19 protein-coding genes are annotated in these 18,360 nt (G+C 43.0%); 4 read left to right on the forward strand and 15 right to left on the reverse strand.

Going from position 1 to position 18,360, the window contains the following annotated elements:
- The first annotated feature begins 92 nt into the window (after window positions 1–92).
- Together LU276_RS07940 and ubiM are read left to right on the forward strand one after the other, a co-directional pair.
- Entirely contained in the window at window positions 93–536 is a 444-nt protein-coding gene (locus tag LU276_RS07940) for a hypothetical protein (protein ID WP_284673313.1), read from the forward strand.
- A 113-nt stretch (window positions 537–649) separates the two neighbouring features.
- Window positions 650–1,840: a 5-demethoxyubiquinol-8 5-hydroxylase UbiM gene (gene ubiM, locus LU276_RS07945; protein WP_284673314.1), complete on the forward strand. Its 1,191-nt coding sequence runs from the start codon at window positions 650–652 to the stop codon at window positions 1,838–1,840.
- Between the two features lie 91 nt (window positions 1,841–1,931).
- Here ubiM and uvrC read toward each other — a convergent pair whose 3' ends face one another.
- Entirely contained in the window at window positions 1,932–3,779 is a 1,848-nt protein-coding gene (gene uvrC / locus LU276_RS07950) for an excinuclease ABC subunit UvrC (protein WP_418001293.1), read from the reverse strand.
- Window positions 3,780–4,001: 222 nt separating this feature from the next.
- Here uvrC and LU276_RS07955 point away from each other — a divergent pair, with 222 nt between their 5' ends.
- On the forward strand, window positions 4,002–4,550 hold the full coding sequence (locus LU276_RS07955) for a DUF4442 domain-containing protein (RefSeq protein ID WP_284673315.1): 549 nt from the start codon (window positions 4,002–4,004) through the stop codon (window positions 4,548–4,550).
- 55 nt (window positions 4,551–4,605) lie between these two features.
- On the opposite strand, the gene rplS is transcribed toward LU276_RS07955, so the two are convergent.
- The 4 genes from rplS to rpsP all read right to left on the reverse strand — a co-directional run bounded on the left by rplS (window position 4,606) and on the right by rpsP (window position 6,956).
- Window positions 4,606–4,974 (reverse strand): 50S ribosomal protein L19, encoded by a 369-nt coding sequence (gene rplS / locus LU276_RS07960; RefSeq protein ID WP_284673316.1) that lies wholly within the window; start codon window positions 4,972–4,974, stop codon window positions 4,606–4,608.
- 228 nt (window positions 4,975–5,202) lie between these two features.
- A complete protein-coding gene (trmD, locus tag LU276_RS07965) occupies window positions 5,203–5,964 on the reverse strand; it encodes a tRNA (guanosine(37)-N1)-methyltransferase TrmD (RefSeq protein ID WP_284673317.1) in 762 nt (253 codons plus the stop codon).
- An 11-nt stretch (window positions 5,965–5,975) separates the two neighbouring features.
- Window positions 5,976–6,509: a ribosome maturation factor RimM gene (gene rimM, locus LU276_RS07970; protein WP_284674623.1), complete on the reverse strand. Its 534-nt coding sequence runs from the start codon at window positions 6,507–6,509 to the stop codon at window positions 5,976–5,978.
- A 201-nt stretch (window positions 6,510–6,710) separates the two neighbouring features.
- On the reverse strand, window positions 6,711–6,956 hold the full coding sequence (rpsP, locus tag LU276_RS07975; protein WP_284673318.1) for a 30S ribosomal protein S16: 246 nt from the start codon (window positions 6,954–6,956) through the stop codon (window positions 6,711–6,713).
- 338 nt (window positions 6,957–7,294) lie between these two features.
- Here rpsP and LU276_RS07980 point away from each other — a divergent pair, with 338 nt between their 5' ends.
- Complete coding sequence (locus LU276_RS07980; protein ID WP_284673319.1) at window positions 7,295–8,713, forward strand: ATP-binding protein; 1,419 nt, start codon at window positions 7,295–7,297, stop codon at window positions 8,711–8,713.
- Between the two features lie 45 nt (window positions 8,714–8,758).
- Here the strand turns inward: LU276_RS07980 and LU276_RS07985 are convergent, their stop codons facing one another.
- The 10 genes from LU276_RS07985 to atpB form a co-directional block, all read right to left on the reverse strand.
- On the reverse strand, window positions 8,759–10,456 hold the full coding sequence (locus tag LU276_RS07985) for an ATP-binding protein (RefSeq protein ID WP_284673320.1): 1,698 nt from the start codon (window positions 10,454–10,456) through the stop codon (window positions 8,759–8,761).
- Between the two features lie 62 nt (window positions 10,457–10,518).
- Window positions 10,519–11,247 (reverse strand): response regulator, encoded by a 729-nt coding sequence (locus LU276_RS07990; protein ID WP_284673321.1) that lies wholly within the window; start codon window positions 11,245–11,247, stop codon window positions 10,519–10,521.
- A 54-nt stretch (window positions 11,248–11,301) separates the two neighbouring features.
- Window positions 11,302–11,718 (reverse strand): F0F1 ATP synthase subunit epsilon, encoded by a 417-nt coding sequence (locus LU276_RS07995; protein WP_284673322.1) that lies wholly within the window; start codon window positions 11,716–11,718, stop codon window positions 11,302–11,304.
- A gap of 93 nt (window positions 11,719–11,811) precedes the next feature.
- Complete coding sequence (atpD, locus tag LU276_RS08000) at window positions 11,812–13,236, reverse strand: F0F1 ATP synthase subunit beta (protein ID WP_284673323.1); 1,425 nt, start codon at window positions 13,234–13,236, stop codon at window positions 11,812–11,814.
- A gap of 27 nt (window positions 13,237–13,263) precedes the next feature.
- Window positions 13,264–14,136 carry a F0F1 ATP synthase subunit gamma gene (gene atpG, locus LU276_RS08005; protein WP_284673324.1) on the reverse strand — a complete coding sequence of 291 codons (873 nt, stop codon included), beginning with the start codon at window positions 14,134–14,136 and terminating at the stop codon, window positions 13,264–13,266.
- A gap of 74 nt (window positions 14,137–14,210) precedes the next feature.
- Window positions 14,211–15,755, reverse strand: a complete 1,545-nt coding sequence (atpA, locus tag LU276_RS08010) for a F0F1 ATP synthase subunit alpha (protein WP_284673325.1) — start codon at window positions 15,753–15,755, stop codon at window positions 14,211–14,213.
- A 33-nt stretch (window positions 15,756–15,788) separates the two neighbouring features.
- The gene (locus LU276_RS08015) at window positions 15,789–16,337 is read right to left on the reverse strand and encodes a F0F1 ATP synthase subunit delta (RefSeq protein ID WP_284673326.1); all 549 of its coding nucleotides are present in this window, start codon (window positions 16,335–16,337) and stop codon (window positions 15,789–15,791) included.
- 12 nt (window positions 16,338–16,349) lie between these two features.
- Window positions 16,350–16,820: a F0F1 ATP synthase subunit B gene (locus LU276_RS08020; RefSeq protein ID WP_284673327.1), complete on the reverse strand. Its 471-nt coding sequence runs from the start codon at window positions 16,818–16,820 to the stop codon at window positions 16,350–16,352.
- 105 nt (window positions 16,821–16,925) lie between these two features.
- A complete protein-coding gene (gene atpE / locus LU276_RS08025; protein ID WP_277808831.1) occupies window positions 16,926–17,171 on the reverse strand; it encodes a F0F1 ATP synthase subunit C in 246 nt (81 codons plus the stop codon).
- 49 nt (window positions 17,172–17,220) lie between these two features.
- Complete coding sequence (gene atpB / locus LU276_RS08030; protein ID WP_284673328.1) at window positions 17,221–18,114, reverse strand: F0F1 ATP synthase subunit A; 894 nt, start codon at window positions 18,112–18,114, stop codon at window positions 17,221–17,223.
- Window positions 18,115–18,360 lie beyond the last annotated feature (246 nt).

Below are 18,360 nucleotides of genomic sequence, written 5' to 3' on the forward strand. Positions count from 1 at the left end.
AAATATCAAGTCAGCCAAACCCATTACCCTTTATTGATTTGAGCTGGCTTTTGCATTACAATGGTCATAAAAACATAACCATAGGATAGCCCATGGCAACCTTTTCTCCAACCTTACAATTTTCCAAACGCTGGCTTGCCACGCCTGCCCCTGTCAAACAAGCCTTTCATCAAGAGCTTGATGATATCATCAAGATGCTTGGTAGCAATACTCACGCCAAAGACTATCAATTTACCCATACTGATTTTAACAGCACCATCTTAGACCTAATAGATGCCCACCAAGGCGAAACAGCCCAGCCTGCCAAGATTGTGCATAGTATTGATACCACACCACTTGCTTCTCAAAATGGCGAATACACCAAAGAGAGCTTGGCTGAAATTGAAGCTCGCATCAGCACAAAACTCTCCACACAGCTTGACAGCTTCTTGGGTGAGCATTTAGCACAGCTGTCTGAAGATTTAAAATCTTGGATAAGCACGACCGTCAAAAACGAGTTGGCAGAATACCAAAAAAACGACAATCAGCCCAAATAAAGATAGGTTATATGGCTCATGTTATCACCCCAAGCTCATTTAGGGCATCCAATGAGCTTGTATTAAGAGCGAAATAAGTTTGCCACATTAACCAAGAATCATCAGAGAATATTATGAACCGTCAGAGCGACATCATTGTTATCGGTGCAGGCCCTGTAGGTCTTGCCTTCGCCAGATACTTTCAAGGCACGGATTTACAGATTACCGTCATTGACAAAGCAAATCTACCTAGCATCGAAAGCCCTGCCTATGACGGAAGAGAAATCGCCCTAACCCATCGCTCAAAAGAAATTTTGCAAGACTTAGGTGCTTGGCAACGCTTTGATGCCAGTGAGATTTACCCCCTAAAAAATGCCAAAGTTTATAACGGCACTTCTAATTATGCCCTGCATTTTTCCGTACCCAAAGATTTGACTTTATTGAGCTCAGCAGACAGATTGGGCAATCTCATCTCCAACCATAATATCCGCCAAGCACTCTATGATGAAGTAAAGACCCTACCTAATATTACTCTACTTACCGATACCACCATCAAGCACATTGACACCAACGATACGAGTGTACAAGTTGGCTTGGACGATGGCAGCGTGTTACACGCCAAGCTACTCATCGGAGCGGACAGTCGCTTATCTTATGTCAGACGCACGCTAGGGATTGGGGCACAGATGAATGACTTTGGGCGAACGGTCATCGTCTTTCGAGTCAGCCACCCCTTATCTAATGAAGCCACCGCCCAAGAGTGTTTTTTTTATGGTAGAACACTTGCCCTACTACCACTAAACGATCATCTGACCAACTGTGTCATCACGCTAGACAATACCCAAGCAACCGAGTTACTCGCCATGACGCCCAACGAGCTTGCCAAAGAAGCTCAGCGTATGATGAATGATAAACTGGGTGTTTGTAGCATTGCAGGTAGCATTCATCACTATCCTTTGATGGGCGTACATGCCAACACCTTTATCGCTAAGCGAGCAGCACTCATCGGCGATGCCGCTGTTGGTATGCACCCTGTAACCGCACATGGGTACAACCTAGGACTGCTTAGCGTAGACACCTTAGGCAAACTCATCATACAAGCTCATCGTGATAATCTAGATATTGGCAGTCAGTCGCTTTTGGCACGCTACAACCTTCGCCATCAGCGACACACTCGCCCTTTATATCACGGCACGAATGCGATGGTATCCATGTTTACCAATGACAAACCAGCCATGCGTGTGGTGCGTGATGTCGCTCTAAGATTTAGCAATAACCTACCCCCCATCAAACGCTGGATCACAGGACAACTCACAGGTAAATAACCATTTAGCAGACCGATCACTTTAGCATACCGCAAAGACAGACCGTCTTTGCGGTATTTTTGTCTGCATCAAAAGGATTTACACGCATTTACTAGGCGTGCAATGCCCTATAAATCGTGCCTGCCAAGACTTTGCCAATACCCTTAACATTGGCAATTTCAAGTTCAGATGCTGAAATGAGCTGCTGAATACCGCCAAAATGATTCAGTAAATCTCGCCGTCTTTTTTCACCAAGACCTGGAATTACCTCAAGCACTGATGCACCACGAGCCTTATCTCTTTTTTTGCGGTGATTGGTAATAGCAAAGCGATGTGCCTCATCACGAATGTGCATAATAAGGTGCAATGCCTTGCTGTCCGAAGGTAAATCAATAGGGTTGTGCTCAATAAAATGAAGCACCTCAAGCCCCGCCTTTCTCCCCTCGCCTTTAGCAACACTCACAAGCAAGGCATCATTTAGTTTACCCAACTCTGTTAAGACCTCTTTGGCGATGTTCAGCTGACCCTTGCCACCATCAATGAGTAACAAATCAGGCAACTCATGCTTAGAGTATCGCCGTATTAGCACTTGACGCATGGCAGCATAATCATCACCTGCCGTGATGTCATGAATGGCATATTGACGATAATCTCGCTTACGCACACCGCCTGAGTCAAATACCACACACGACCCTACTGCCGCCTCACCCATCGTATGACTGATATCAAAGCATTCAATACGATCAATCGCTTTAGGGGATACTTTGGTCAAGACAGATCTTAGAGCCTCAAAGCGTACTTTTAGCTCATAATAATCAGTCATTTTTGCCTTTAAGGCATTGTCTGCATTGATGATGGCAAGGCTTAGCCACTCTTTTCTGTGTTTTTGTACACGGTGCTTAATGCGTGTTTTTTTACCAAACTGTTCTAGCAATAACTCACCAATAGCATCTTCATCCGCTAAAGGTGTACTAACCACAATCTCATCTGGCAGGTCATCACTCACTTGAAAATAAAACGATAAGATGAATTGCCCAAGTCGCTCAGCATTATCCGACTCACCAACCACAATCTCATCAGGAAAATAATTCTTACCGCCCAACACCTTGCCACCACGAACCGTCAGCACATGCACACAAGTAACCCCCGCTTGATGACTAACAGCAAAAACATCCGCCTCACCTGATAGACGAAATACCGCTTGGCGTGCTTGCATTTCACTAACCATCGTAATACGGTCTCTATAAAATGCCGCCCGCTCAAAGTTTAACGCTTCAGCCGCCTGCTCCATATTATGAACGAGCATCTGCTGTACCTGTGCATTTTCTCCACTCAAAAACAGCAAAGCATTTTGCACATCTTCCATGTATTCATCATAACTAACCATGCCTACGCAAGGTGCTTTACATCTCTTAATTTGATATTCAAGGCAGGGGCGTTTTCTGGCATTAAAATAGCTATTGGTGCAGTTTCTTATCATGAATAACTTTTGCATTAGTAGCAACGCTTCTTTTGCACCTGTAGCAGATGGATACGGTCCAAAAAATCTACCTTCTGCATGATTGCCCTTGCCACGCCCAAAGCCCAGACGAGGAAACTTATCCTTAGACATGAACACATATAGATAGGACTTATCATCTCTTAAAATGATGTTATAAGGTGGCTTGTGTGCCTTGATGAGATTTTGCTCAAGTAGCAGAGCTTCGGTCTCACCACGCACAATGATGATCTGTATGTCATGAATTCTTTGCACCAATGCACGAGTCTTTGGATGCTCAATATTCTTAGAAAAATAACTACTAACTCGGCTCTTTAGTGATTTTGCTTTACCCACATACAAAATCTCACCGTGTTTGCCTAGCATCTTATACACCCCAGGCAAATTTGGCAAAGTTTTTAAAATCGCCGACAGATGAGATAATCTATCCGTCATCGCACCGTCCAACTCTATCTTTTCAATCATGACTGTCTTACTTAGCCTTAATTACTTCATTAAATTGATTTGGACTGACTAAACCACCACATATCAACCCAATAAACCACCACAACCCATCACCCATCTTTTAAACTTGATAGATCAACTAATATAAAGACAATTTTGGCTTTTGCAAGACAAAAACTTTAACTTGCACCAAAACTATGGCAAAATACCAAACCAATCATCATCAATCAACCCATCATTATGCCAATTCAAGCTACCAAAAAACGACTGCATACACTCTTTAAAAAAGGTCAAAAAATCGCTCAAACTCAGCTTGCTCCCCATCTCCTAAAGGCACGCATCACCACTTATGCACCACTGATAGGAGCAGGAATTCATGTTGATGTGCTGGACTTGGACGCCGGCTTATGCGTGGTCAGCATGCCTTTAACCAAGCTAAATCGTAACCTAGTTGGCACACAATTTGGCGGCAGTCTTTTTATGATGACCGACCCATTTTTTATGCTCATGCTAATGGCAAGACTGGGCAAGGATTATGTTGTTTGGAACAAAAAATCCACCATTGATTTTATCAAGCCCGGTCTAGGCAAAGTCATTGCTCGCATGAAAATCAGCCCCCAAGAAATCAATGACATCATCACCCTTGCCAAAACTGGCGAGCCTGTCTTTCGTGAATATCAAGTAGATATTACTGACAGCTCAGGCAAAATCATCGCCAAAGTCAATAAGACACTCTACATTCGCCTAAAAAACCGACAGCAACACAAGCCATCAAAGACTGATGAATAACAAAAAAACCCCGCCAACAGGACGGGGTTTTTGCTTGAGTAAAAGACGGATAAAATTATGCGTCTTTTCTTGCACCCAACTTTTCTTTAATACGAGCAGACTTACCAGAACGATCACGCAAGTAGTAAAGTTTCGCACGGCGTACATCACCACGACGCTTCACGCTGATGCTGTCAATAAGTGGTGAATGTAGCTGGAATGCACGCTCTACACCGATACCACTTGAGATTTTACGCACGGTGAAAGATGAGTTCAAGCCACGATTACGCTTAGCGATAACCACGCCTTCAAAGGCTTGCAGACGCTCACGGTCGCCTTCACGCACTTTTACTTGTACCACAACGGTGTCGCCTGGTGCGAATGCTGGGTGGTCTTTTAGCTGTGAATTTTCAATTTGTTGAACTAAAGGATGTTTGTTGCTCATGGCAATCTCCAATCAAACGACATAGGCTAAAAACCTTTTTAAAGTGGCTAAAAGGTCGCATATCGTATCATTATCATGCAGTCATAAAATGAACTGCTTACCCAAACCACATGGGCAAAACGATGCTATTTTACCTATTTTTATACTGTTTTTCAAGGTAATTTTAGACAAACAAATACAATCAATCAAATAACGCCAAGACAAGAATGACCATCATTTTTGGTATTGTTATTCATCGTCAAGTGTTTTTAACCATTTGGCCTGCTCTTTGGTTGGGGTAAACGCCTGCCACAAATCTGGTCGGCGTGCTTGAGTGCGTTTCGCCTGCTCCAAAAAACGCCACTTAGCAATATTGGCATGATGTCCTGATAACAACACTTCTGGGACTTTTTGACCATGAAATTGTACAGGTTTGGTATAATGCGGACAATCAAGCAGTCCATCCACAAAGCTATCTTCAAGTGCTGATTTATCATCGCTCATCACTGATGGCAGTCGGCGTATCACACTATCCATGACTATCATGGCAGGCAATTCACCCCCTGTCAGCACATAGTCTCCAATAGAAATTTCAGCATCAACATACAGCTCAAGCAGTCGTTCATCAACACCTTCATAACGACCACATAGCAAAATCATGCCATGATGACTGACAAATTCAAGCACCCTAGATTCGTTTAACTGCCTGCCTTGTGGCGACAGATACACCACAGGACAACTGGGGTTTGCAATCCCTTTTTGATGAAAATACTGCTCAGCCAAAGACTTGGCGTGGCAAATCGCCTTTTGTAGTGGTTCTGCCATCATGACCATACCAGGTCCACCACCAAAGGGGCGTTCATCGATTCGCTTATAATTATCCGTGGCGAAGTCACGAGGGTTAATGACGCAGATTTCCACCTGCTCCCGGGAAACGGCACGCCCTGTGATGCCAAAATCACGCACTGCATCAAACATCTGTGGCATGATACTAATCACCGCAAAGAACATGGCAACCCCAATCAGTAATCAACACCCCATGCCACAAGCATGGTTTTTGTATCTAAATTGACAGACAATACCACTTCCTTGTGCCACGGAATCAGTCTGTCTTCACCATCAACACTGTCTTTGGTTGCTGTAACAGAGATGATTTCATGAGCACCCGTCTCAAACATCTCTTTGATGACACCTAAATTCTCGCCTGATTCATTGATGACAGTCAATCCCACCAAATCCGACCAATAGTATTCATTTTCATCAAGGGCTGGTAGATTGTCTTTATGCACCCAAATGGTTGTGCCATTCATCATTTCAGCGACATTGCGGTCAGCAATCTCAACAAAGCTCGCTACCAACCCTGAACCTTGTACACGCCACTCCTTAACCGTCAAAGGTTTAAATCCTGTTGCCGTTTTCATCCACCAAGGCGACATACCAAATACATCAGCATGGTTGGCGGTCTCGCTAAACACCCATAGCCAACCTTTGATGCCATACGGTTTTTTTAGGGTGGCGATTTTGATGAGTTCATCAACAGCAGGTGTGGCAATCATACCATCACGGCGTAAATTTAGATTGTTAATCCTGTTATTCATGGTCATTAAACTGGTTTTATCCCAAGAGTTATCTAAAAATCATCAGTATCGATGGCAATTCAATCATCGACATGATATCAAAAAAAATCGGCTTGCGTTTTCATACAGTAAACAACGCAAACCGATTTTTTCAATCCAATGTTGGCAATGCCAGTCGTATTAAGCAGCTTGCTTAGCTTTTACTAGCTGTGCAACACGATCAGAAGGTTGTGCACCTTTGGCAATCCAAGCATTGTAAGCATCTAGATCAATACGGAAAACTTCTTCTTGACCACGAGCCAGTGGGTTAAAGAAGCCGATTTTTTCAATATGACGACCATCACGAGCAGCACGCTTGTCAGCAACAACTACTTGATAAAAAGGACGTTTTTTTGCACCACCACGGGCTAAACGGATAACTACCATGAGAAACTCTCTTTTAAAAAAATAAGTAAAAAATTTGTTGCAAGAATTAGGCTAATCATTCTGTCATCGTGTTGAGGATGAGCCGATGATGAACAGAATCATTAAAAGATTTAAATTATAGCAAAATTTTTTGATTCTTTCAAAGTAAAATCTACACAATATGCCATTTTTCTCACTTTTTTATTAGATTGCCATTAAGCGGTGGCAACTTGGTTTTATTTTAAAGAACATCTTGGTTGTAATAGCTTTGCTGATGCTTTATTGCTCTTATGATAAAATCATTACCAATGATATAAGTATGCTACAATATGCCAATTTAGTTTTATGGGTTGTGTCTCATGGGTCATCATGCCACATCGCTTGCCAAATTGCGTCATCGCCTGCACTCGAACACTTGGCGAACGGTTTTGGTGGTGTTTTTTATTGTGTTTGTCAGCGTTGCTTTATCCATTTGGCTGTTCTGGCGAACACTGTATCTGCCCGAGCTAAAAAGCCATGCCAGTTATTTAGCAAGTGAAATCAGACTCATGGATAATGCCCGTAGCAAATGGGCAGATAGCCCAGAAACACTGGCTTGGCTAGAACAAAACAGCCACATTCAAATCATCAGCAATCCTGATAACTTTCCCGATGTTACAGAAAAATTCTTTGTCAGTAAGATGACCGATGTTCTAGCAGACGAAGTGCGTGCTGAATTGGGGCGTGATGTAGAGGTGTATTTTAAATTTAAGCCCACACCCAGACTATGGGTGCAAGACAGCAAATACCCCGACACTTGGCTTCGTGAGCCTGTTGCGTATTATTCTGAGTATAGCACCGGTGTATTAGTAGGTTTTGTATTTGGTTTGCCATTTTTGACTTTACTCACCATTTGGGTGCTAGTACGCAGCTTGAACCGCCCCCTAAAACGCCTAGAAAAAGCCGCCATCAGCTACATTCAAGAAGGACACGCCACCACACTTGCCACCGACACAGGTCCAAGAGAGATACGCCGTGTTAACACAGCGTTTAACCAGTTATTCACTACACTAAGCCAATCTCAAAAAGAACGCACCATCATGCTCGCTGGTATCAGTCATGACTTACGCACCCCTTTAACTCGCATGCGTCTGACCGCCGAGATGCTACCTGATGAGTTCTTCCGTGAAGGCTTAGTGTACGACATTGAGGATATGGACGCCATCTTAGAACAGTTCATCTCATTCATGAAAGATGGCTCTGATGAACCTGTCTGCCCAACCAATCTTGACATCATTTTTAAAGAAATTATGGTACAATTTTCAGATGTCAGATTTAACTACGACAGTAGCATCAGTCAAGATGTGCCTGTTCGCCCTTTATCCATCAAACGCCTAATCATCAATTTGGTTAATAACGCCATTCGTTATGGAAGACAGCCCATTCACATCGGTGCTTCCATCATACCACCTAACTCTCAAGGCGATGCTGATTTTGAATTGCAAAATCCCTATACCAAATATCCCACACTCATCATTCATGTCAAAGATGAAGGTGATGGCGTAGCAGATGACCAACTAGAACGCATCATGCAACCTTTTGAGCGTGGCGAAACAGCTCGCACCACTCAAGGTAGTGGACTTGGTCTTGCCATTGTTAATCGCATCGCAAGACTACATCAAGGCAGTGTTGAGGCAATCAACCACCCTGATGGCGGACTGTATGTTTGCGTCAAAATACCGCTTATCACCCAAATTATCAGCCATGACGAGACAGAAAAGAACACACCCCAAAGCTAACTTTAAGGTGTGTTGGGTATTTTGTATCAATCAAGAAGTATGATTTTATTTATCGCCTTGTTTACCAATCAGCACTTTATCGCTTTTTGCTTGAGTTAGCTCATCAGCAACAATCGCCACCCCTGCCTGTTTGGCAGGCCAATCCATCATAAAGCGAGCACCTTTTAGTGTTGGACTCTCATCAACCTTAAGCTCTGCATTGAACCAAAAAGCGATGCGTGCCACAATGGATAAGCCAAGCCCATAACCGCCCGATGAGCGAGTACGACTATCATCAAGCCTTGCAAACGGTACAAATACTTTTTCACGGTCTTCTTCTTTAATGCCCTGCCCATCATCTTCAACACTGACCACCACACGACCTTTAGCCACGCTTGCACTGATTAAAATCGTACTGTTGGCATAACGCATGGCATTACCCGCCAAATTCTGTACAACACGATGTAAGTAGCGTCTGTCTGCCATCGCTTGTGCTTTAGGTGATGACACATTAGTTAGCACCTTGATGTTTCCACCTAAGGCATTGGTCTCTCGTTCAATCTGCTTAACCAAATCGTACAAATTGACCATTTCCCACTCTAGTTTTGGCGAACCTTCTTCCAATTTTGCATAAGTTAAGATTTCATCAATCAGCTCATTGAGCGACTCAATGTCTTCATCAATCTGTTGTTTTTGTAGCTGTCTTGACTCATTATTGTCTTCATCTGCCAACATATCCACCGCAAAACGGATACGAGCTACGGGCGTACGCAGCTCATGCGATACCGCACGAGTCAACTCCCTTTGGGACTCAATGAGTCGCTTAATATGCTGTGTCATGGCATTGAAAGTTGATGACAATCTTGAGACATCATCACACCCAATCACTTGAACTTTGGTGTTTAAATCGCCTTGCATCACACGATTGACACCTGCTTGCAATAGGTGCAAACGACGCTCAAGCGGAAAAATTAGCCCATACACACCAAGACTAATAAACAGCAAACAAATCAGCACAATGCCAGCAATCAGATTCATCGGAAACCAATTAAACAAGGCCACAGGACCAATCACAATGACAGATGTATCAACCTCCGAAGCCACCACAAAGGTTACCAATGAGTTTTGTATGCTGTCGCCATCTTTATATAAAATGACTGGTTCATCACGATGTAGACGAGCCACCTGACTACTATCCAACCGAAGTGAGTCTATCGGTCTAATCTCTATGGGATAGGCGGATTTTTGGCTTAAAAACTGCAAGCGACTTTCTTTGGCTTGCATGGTTGGATAGTATGCCAAATCATCAAGTAAAAATATCATCAATGCTCGTACTTGACGCTCACCCACTTGCGATAAATTCACCGTCAATAGATTATTTTCTCCAGCAATGCGATGATAAATAGTCATATCCTTAGTAACAGGATTATGTCGCACCACTGTCTTTTCTTCATTTAGGCGGCGTATCTCACGCCCCGTAAATTCAACCGAATTCATTGGCACGATACTAAAAGTCTCACCAAATAAGCGACTGGCATCCAACAACCAATACTCACGGCGATTCTCTTCTTGCTGATGAACGAGCCCCTGACTGATAAGATAAAATGAGCCTGTAGCTATCTCTTCTCGATAAGATTGCAAACGCTCTTGGTTGATGGCATCAACCAATAAATAAGCACAAAACGCCACCGCCAAGCAGATGAGTAGCAAACCCGCATAGATACGAAAAAATATGCTTCGTTCGGTTAAGGAAATCAGTGCCATATCTTAAAATAATCCAATAAAATAAAAGCCAGCATTAGCCAGCTTTTATCATCCTATCCACATCAGTTGCCTTCTTTGACAAACAAATAACCCTTGCTACGAACTGTTTTAATACGCTTTGGATTCTCTGGGTCATCGCCAATCTTCGGACGAATGCGAGAGATGCGAACATCAATAGAACGGTCTTGACCATCATACTCGATGCCACGCAAACGCTCAAAAATATCTTCACGAGATAGAATGCGACCAGAATTTGAAGCAAGCAACCATAACAAATCGTACTCAGCACTGGTAAAATCTACCAATTCATCGTTCAAAGTTACCGAACGACCGCCATTATCAATCACCAGATCACCAAATTCTAAACGCTGTGGCGAGTCCGCCGAAGGGGTAGTCTCAGAACGACGCAATAACGCTCGAATGCGAGCAAGCAGTACTCTTGGCTGGGCTGGCTTAGCAACATAGTCATCAGCACCCATCTCAAGACCAAGCACCTGATCCATGTCTTCAGTACGAGCAGTTAGCATCAAGATTGGATTTTGGTAATGCGGACGAACCTCACGGCACACTGCCAGACCATCAGAACCTGGCAACATCACATCAAGCACCACCAAGTCTGGTTGCTCAGTAATAATACGGCGAATCGCTCGAGCTCCATCGGTTTCAATCGCTACATCCAGTCCATTGCGTCTTAGGTAATCCTGGATTAGCATTGCCAGTCTTTCATCGTCTTCAACAATGAGAATTCTGGGAATATCTTCTTTTTCTGGGGTTGCTGTATTTGTTGTCATGGTTATCCTTAAGCGAAATCATAAGATTGCTTGAAAAATACGCACCGAAAATCATTAAGCACGGTTTTTGTATTTTTGGATGGTTTGTAATTGTGCCACAGACTCAGCTAACGCCGCCAATGCAGCATTTGTCTGAACGGTACTATTTTGGTTTGCCAGTAGCTGTTCGGCATTGCGACGAGCTTCAGCGATTTTTACTTCATCCAAATCATGTGCACGCTCAGCAGAATCCGCTAAAACAGTTACCACATGCGGCTGAACTTCCAAAACCCCACCTGAAACATAGATGATTTCTTCAGTACCATCGGTGGTTTTGATGCGTAATGTACCTGGTTTTAGCAGTGTGATTAACGGTGTATGACCTGCAAGAATACCAATCTCGCCATCATGACCTGCCGCCACCAACACACTGATCTCGCCAGCATACAACTCTTCACGAGCACTTACCACTCGGCATTTAAAGGTTGCCATTATACTCTCCTATGTTAAGTTTAATGATGACAACCACTCATTGAGTGATTGTCATTTCCGCCCTATCAGCAAGTGATTGGGGAAATATTAAACTTATGCTGCTTGTAGCTTCTCAGCTCTAGCAACCGCTTCGTCAATACTACCAACCATATAGAAAGCTTGCTCTGGTAGATGGTCGTATTCGCCTTCGATGATCGATTTAAAACCAGCGATGGTATCACGAAGTGAAACATACTTACCAGGTGCACCTGTAAAGACTTCTGCCACATGGAATGGTTGAGATAAGAAGCGTTGGATCTTACGAGCACGATAAACAATCATCTTGTCTTCTTCAGACAACTCATCCATACCCAAGATGGCGATGATGTCTTTTAGTTCTTTATAGCGTTGCAACACTTCTTGTACACCACGAGCAACATGATAATGCTCTTCACCAATGATTTGTGGATCTAGCTGGCGAGAGGTTGAGTCTAGTGGGTCAACCGCAGGATAAATACCTTGTGATGCGATATCACGGCTTAATACAACAGTTGCATCCAAGTGAGCAAAGGTCGTTGCCGGAGATGGGTCGGTCAAGTCATCTGCAGGCACATATACTGCTTGAACAGAAGTAATAGAACCTGATTGCGTTGAAGTGATTCGCTCTTGCAAAATACCCATTTCTTCAGCCAAAGTTGGCTGATAACCTACCGCAGATGGCATACGACCTAGCAATGCTGATACCTCTGTACCAGCCAAGGTGTAACGGTAAATGTTGTCAACGAATAACAATACATCACGACCTTTGCCAGTGGCTTCATCTTTTTCATCACGGAAGTATTCCGCCATGGTTAGACCAGTCAAAGCAACACGCAAACGATTTCCTGGTGGCTCGTTCATCTGACCATAAACCATCGCTACTTTTGACTTGGTAAAGTCATCAGTATTAACAACGCCTGCTTCTTGCATCTCGTGATAAAAGTCATTACCCTCACGAGTACGCTCACCCACACCAGCAAATACCGACAAACCTGAGTGTTTTAAAGCGATGTTATTGATAAGCTCCATCATGTTAACGGTCTTACCAACACCAGCACCACCAAATAGACCAACTTTACCACCTTTTGCAAATGGGCATAGTAAGTCAATAACTTTGATACCAGTTTCGAGTAGCTCGGTTGAATTTGATTGCTCATCATAGCTTGGTGCATCACGATGGATTGACCATTTTTCTGCAGCATTAACAGGACCAGCTTCATCAATTGGACGGCCAAGCACATCCATAATACGACCTAAAGTCGCTTGACCAACTGGCACAGAGATTGGGGCACCAGTATTAGAAACCGATAAACCACGCTTTAGACCTTCTGTCGAGCCCATTGCAATGGTACGCACAACCCCATCACCAAGTTGCTGTTGCACTTCTAAAGTTGTTTCAGTGCCATCAACACTTAGTGCATCAAAAATTTGGGGTACTTGACCACGGCTAAACTCAACATCAATTACCGCACCAATAATCTGCACAATACGACCGCTCATTGCGTTCTCCTATAATTCATTGTTCGGCTAAGAAACAGCGGCAGCACCGCCAACGATTTCCGAAATTTCTCGGGTAATCGCCGCTTGACGCAGCTTGTTATAAACCAACTGTAAATCTTTAATCAAATTGCCAGCGTTATCTGTTGCAGCTTTCATCGCTACCATACGCGCTGATTGCTCTGAAGCGATATTCTCAAGTACTGCTTGATAAACGATTGACTCAATATAACGCACCATCAGACTATCAATCAAAGTCTTGGTGTCTGGTTCATAAATATAATCCCAGCTATGCGATACACTCACATCATCGGCAAAAGTATCCTCTGGCAGTGGCACAAGTTGTGCTACCGAAGGCTTTTGCGTCATGGCATTGATAAATTTATTATAAACCAAATAAATGCGATCTAAACGACCTTCACTGTAGTCATCAAGCATTACCTGCACAGGGGTGCTGAGCTGCTCGTAGCTTGGGCTGTCGCCATAGCCTGTCAATACCGAACTTACTTTGCCACCAAAGTTCTTAAAAAAGCTCACGCCTTTTGAACCAATGACTGCAAATTCAATTTCAACCGATTGATCTTGATATTGTTTTACTGATTTTAGAAGGTTTTTGAACAAGTTAATATTCAAACCACCTGCCAAACCACGGTCTGAAGTAACGACAATAAAGCCCACACGATTGACTGGACGGCTTACCATGTACGGATGCTTATAATCCGATTGTGCTTGCACCAAATGCGTAATCACTCGGGACATGCTTTCGGCATAAGGACGACCCATTTCCATACGCTCTTGAGCTCGGCGCATTTTACTGGCAGCCACCATTTGCATTGCACGCGTAATCTTTTGAGTGCTCTTAATGCTGGTTACTTTTGCACGTATTTCTTTTAAGCTTGCCATAATTGTTCCAATACTGGACTTATTTTTAAATAAGGTTTGGTGTGCTAATCTTTAGCACACCATTTATTAGCTACTTAGTAACTACCTGTTGCCTTGAACGATTCAATGGCTGCTTTTAGACGACTTTCAATGTCATCATTGTAGTTTGCAGTCTCATCAATTTCATTCATCAAGGCAGCATGTTCACTGCGTAGGCTACGCAACAACGCTTCTTCAAACGCACCAATCTTCTCAACTGGTACATCAGCTAGATAGCCTTCATTAGAAGCATAAATTACTGCCGCCTGATCAGCAATAGACATCGGTGCATATTGCTTTTGCTTCATCAGCTCAGTAACACGCTGACCGTGTTCCAACTGTTGCTTGGTTGCATCGTCAAGATCTGAAGCAAACTGGGCAAATGCAGCAAGTTCACGATACTGAGCTAGAGCTGTACGAATACCGCCTGACAGTTTTTTGATGATCTTGGTTTGTGCAGCACCACCAACACGAGATACCGAAATACCAGCGTTTACCGCAGGGCGGATGCCTGAGTTAAATAGGTTTGACTCAAGGAAAATCTGACCATCAGTAATAGAGATAACATTGGTAGGTACGAATGCAGACACATCACCTGCTTGTGTTTCAATAATAGGCAGTGCGGTTAATGAGCCAGTCTTACCTTTAACTTCACCATTGGTAAATGCTTCAACATAATCGGCATTAACACGAGAAGCACGCTCTAGTAGGCGAGAATGTAGATAGAATACATCGCCAGGATAGGCTTCACGCCCTGGTGGACGGCGTAGTAGTAGTGAAATTTGACGATAAGCAACCGCTTGCTTAGACAGGTCATCATACACAATCAGTGCATCTTCGCCACGATCACGGAAGTATTCACCCATTGTACAGCCAGAATATGGTGCGATATACTGAAGTGCTGCAGGCTCAGAGGCTGATGCCACAACAACGGTGGTGTATTCTAATGCACCAGTTTCTTCAAGTTTACGCACGACATTAGCGATGGTTGAGCGTTTTTGACCAACGGCAACATACACACACTTAATGCCAGAATTTTTTTGAGCAATAATGGCATCGATAGCTAATGCAGTTTTACCAGTTTGGCGGTCACCAATGATAAGCTCACGCTGACCACGACCGATAGGAATCATGGTATCAACAGCTTTATAGCCAGTCATTACAGGCTCATCAACTGATTGGCGAGCGATAACACCAGGTGCAATTTTTTCAACTTTATCAGTCAATTTTGCATTGATTGGACCTTTGCCGTCAATTGGATTACCCAATGCATCAACGACACGACCTAATAGTTCAGGACCTACTGGAACTTCTAAGATACGACCTGTGCAATAGGCTTTTTGACCTTCTTGCAGACTCAAATAATCGCCTAGAACAACAGCACCCACTGAGTCTTGTTCAAGGTTAAGTGCCATGCCATAAACATTGCCCTCAAACTCGATCATCTCACCATACATGGCTTCTTCTAAACCATGAATCTGCACAATACCATCAGAGACACTGACGATTACGCCTTCAGTTTTTGCAGTTGCGCTTATGTCAAGGTCTTGAATGCGCTGCTTAATCAGATTACTGATTTCGGCTGGATTCAATTGTTGCATTGCCTTGTTTCCTTTAAAATGTCAGCTTTCTGCTTAGGCAGTTAGCTGCGTCTTTAATTGTTGTAACTTACCACGCACTGAGCCATCGGTAAACTTATCACCCACTTTAATCGTTGCACCACCCAAAAGCTCCGGATCAACTGCTTCATGCAGAATCACAATCGAACCTGTTGAGATTGCAAGTTTCTCTTGCAAGGTTTTGCGCTGGGCTTCGGTTAAGGGATAGGCTGAAGTAACGTAAGCGTCAACCTGTTTTAGCTCTTGTGATTTAAATTTGCTGTAATGAGTATGGATTTCAGGCAATAAAGCCAGTCTGTCATGTTCTGATAACTGCTTGGTAAAATTAACCAATGCGTCAGAAGGTTGCTCTGCCGTTTGTGAAGCATAGATATCAATCAAGACGGCAGTTTTTTGCTCTGCAGAAATGGCTGGATTGCTTAGCAGTGAAGAAAAAGACTCATCACTTACAATACTGCTTGCAATTAACAAAAAGTTCTCCCAATTGTTAATTACATTTTGCTCTTTAGCATAGTCAAATGCCGCTTTGGCATAGGGTCTTGCTAAGGTGGATAGTTCAGCCATGATTTCCTCTAATTACAGCTTAGCTGCCAACTGGTCTAGCATGTTAGCGTGTTCTTGTTCATTGACTTTGCTTTGCAAAATCTTTTCTGCACCTAGTACCGCTAGGTGAGCGACTTGAGAGCGTAGCTGTTCACGAGTTTGAGCAGCTTCTTGCTCGACAGTCGCATGTGCTTGTGCAATGATACGCTCACCTTCTAGACGAGCCTGCTCTTTAGCATCTTCAATCATCTGATTAGCGGTTTTATTGGCACGCTCAATGATAGAAGCAGCCTCAGTTTTTGCAGCAGCAAATTCTTGTTCTACCTGCTGTTCAGCAGAAGCCAAATCTGCTTTGGCTTTTTCGGCGGCATTTAAGCCTTCCTCAATTTTTCTTTGGCGTTCGTTGATAGCACCGATAAATGGTGGCCATACGAATTTCATGCAGAACCACACAAAAATCGCAAAAGCAATCAACTGACCAAACAATGTAGCATTAATGTTCATCAATCACCTCGTTGTTAGTGAAAGTCAGGTGATAGCCAATTCTAGGTCGTATCATTGCAAGGCAAATCCACGACCAGAAATGAGCGTTAAACTGACAGTTTCAGCTTATGCGAATGGGTTGGCGAACAATAGAAGCATTGCAATACCAACACCAATCATTGGCACGGCATCAAGAAGACCTGCTACGATGAACATTTTAGTTTGAAGTTGCGAACCTAGTTCTGGTTGACGAGCAGTACTCTCTAGGAATTTACCGCCTAATAGAGCAAAACCGATACCGGTAGCTAGTGCGCCAAGACCAATTAGAATAGCTACTGCAAGTAGAGTGTACTGAGCGATTACTGGATCCATGATGTCTCCTTAATGACCTATCGAAGGATAAAATTTAAAAAGTTTTCAATTAATGTTCTGATGTTTGTGAGATGAGCGATAGATAAACAATCGTCAACATCATAAACACGAACGCCTGAAGAGTAATAACCAAAATATGGAAAATTGCCCATGCCAAGTGTAATGGTACGCCTAAAGTTTTGACAAATAGGCTGCTAGACATATACATAAGAGCAATCAAAATAAAGATAAGCTCTCCAGCATACATATTACCAAACAAACGCAGACCTAGAGAAATTGGCTTTGCAAGCAAAGTTACAATCTCAAGAACTAAGTTTACAGGAATAAGTATTGCTTGTAGCAATGGGTTTTTTGCACTAAATGGGTGTAATGTAAATTCAGCAATAAACCCACCCACACCTTTATATTTTAGACCAAACCCAATGATTAGAATGAGCACACCCAGTGCCATACCTAAAGTAATATTTGGATCAGTACTTGGGACAATCTTAAAATAAACATGATGAGGATCTAGTCCAAACACATGCTGCCCTACCATTTGAGCGGCATAAGGAATCCAGTCCACTGGAATCAAGTCCATCAAGTTCATCAAGAAAATCCAAACAAAGATCGTCAAGGATAATGGTGCGATAAGCTTTGAAGGACCGTTATAAGATTCTCGTACGCTATTGTCAACGAAGTCTACAATCATTTCAACAAAAGCTTGTAGTTTGGTCGGCATACCAGAGGTTGCCTTACGCCCTACTACCCAAAACAACGCACAAAAAAATATGCCTAACCCAATAGACCACAGCATGGAGTCCAAATGAATGGCCCAAAAACCCATTTCTGCGGCTTCAGCGGCATCATACGCCACTTTCCAGCCATGCTCTGGGTGATTCCCGAAAGTCCAGTTGGTTAAGTGGTGAGCAATATAATCTGAAGATGTTTGTTCGGCTGCCATAATAAGCTTCTTATCTTAAGTCAAACAAAAGATTTGGTGATAAACACCTAATCAGAACTAAAATCTATGATAAACATCACAGGCAACTAACATAGCTGACCTATTTATTTTTTGAGCAAGATACTATTTATCCATTTGGTCTTGCAAATTACCAGTAAACGGCATTTGACAAAAAAGACCATCAACATCCAATATGGGGTAAATTTTATCAATAATTACATTAATAGCTAGGTCACTATCTTACTT

The organism is Moraxella haemolytica, assembly GCF_030177935.1.
In the GTDB taxonomy this organism is placed as follows: domain Bacteria; phylum Pseudomonadota; class Gammaproteobacteria; order Pseudomonadales; family Moraxellaceae; genus Moraxella; species Moraxella haemolytica.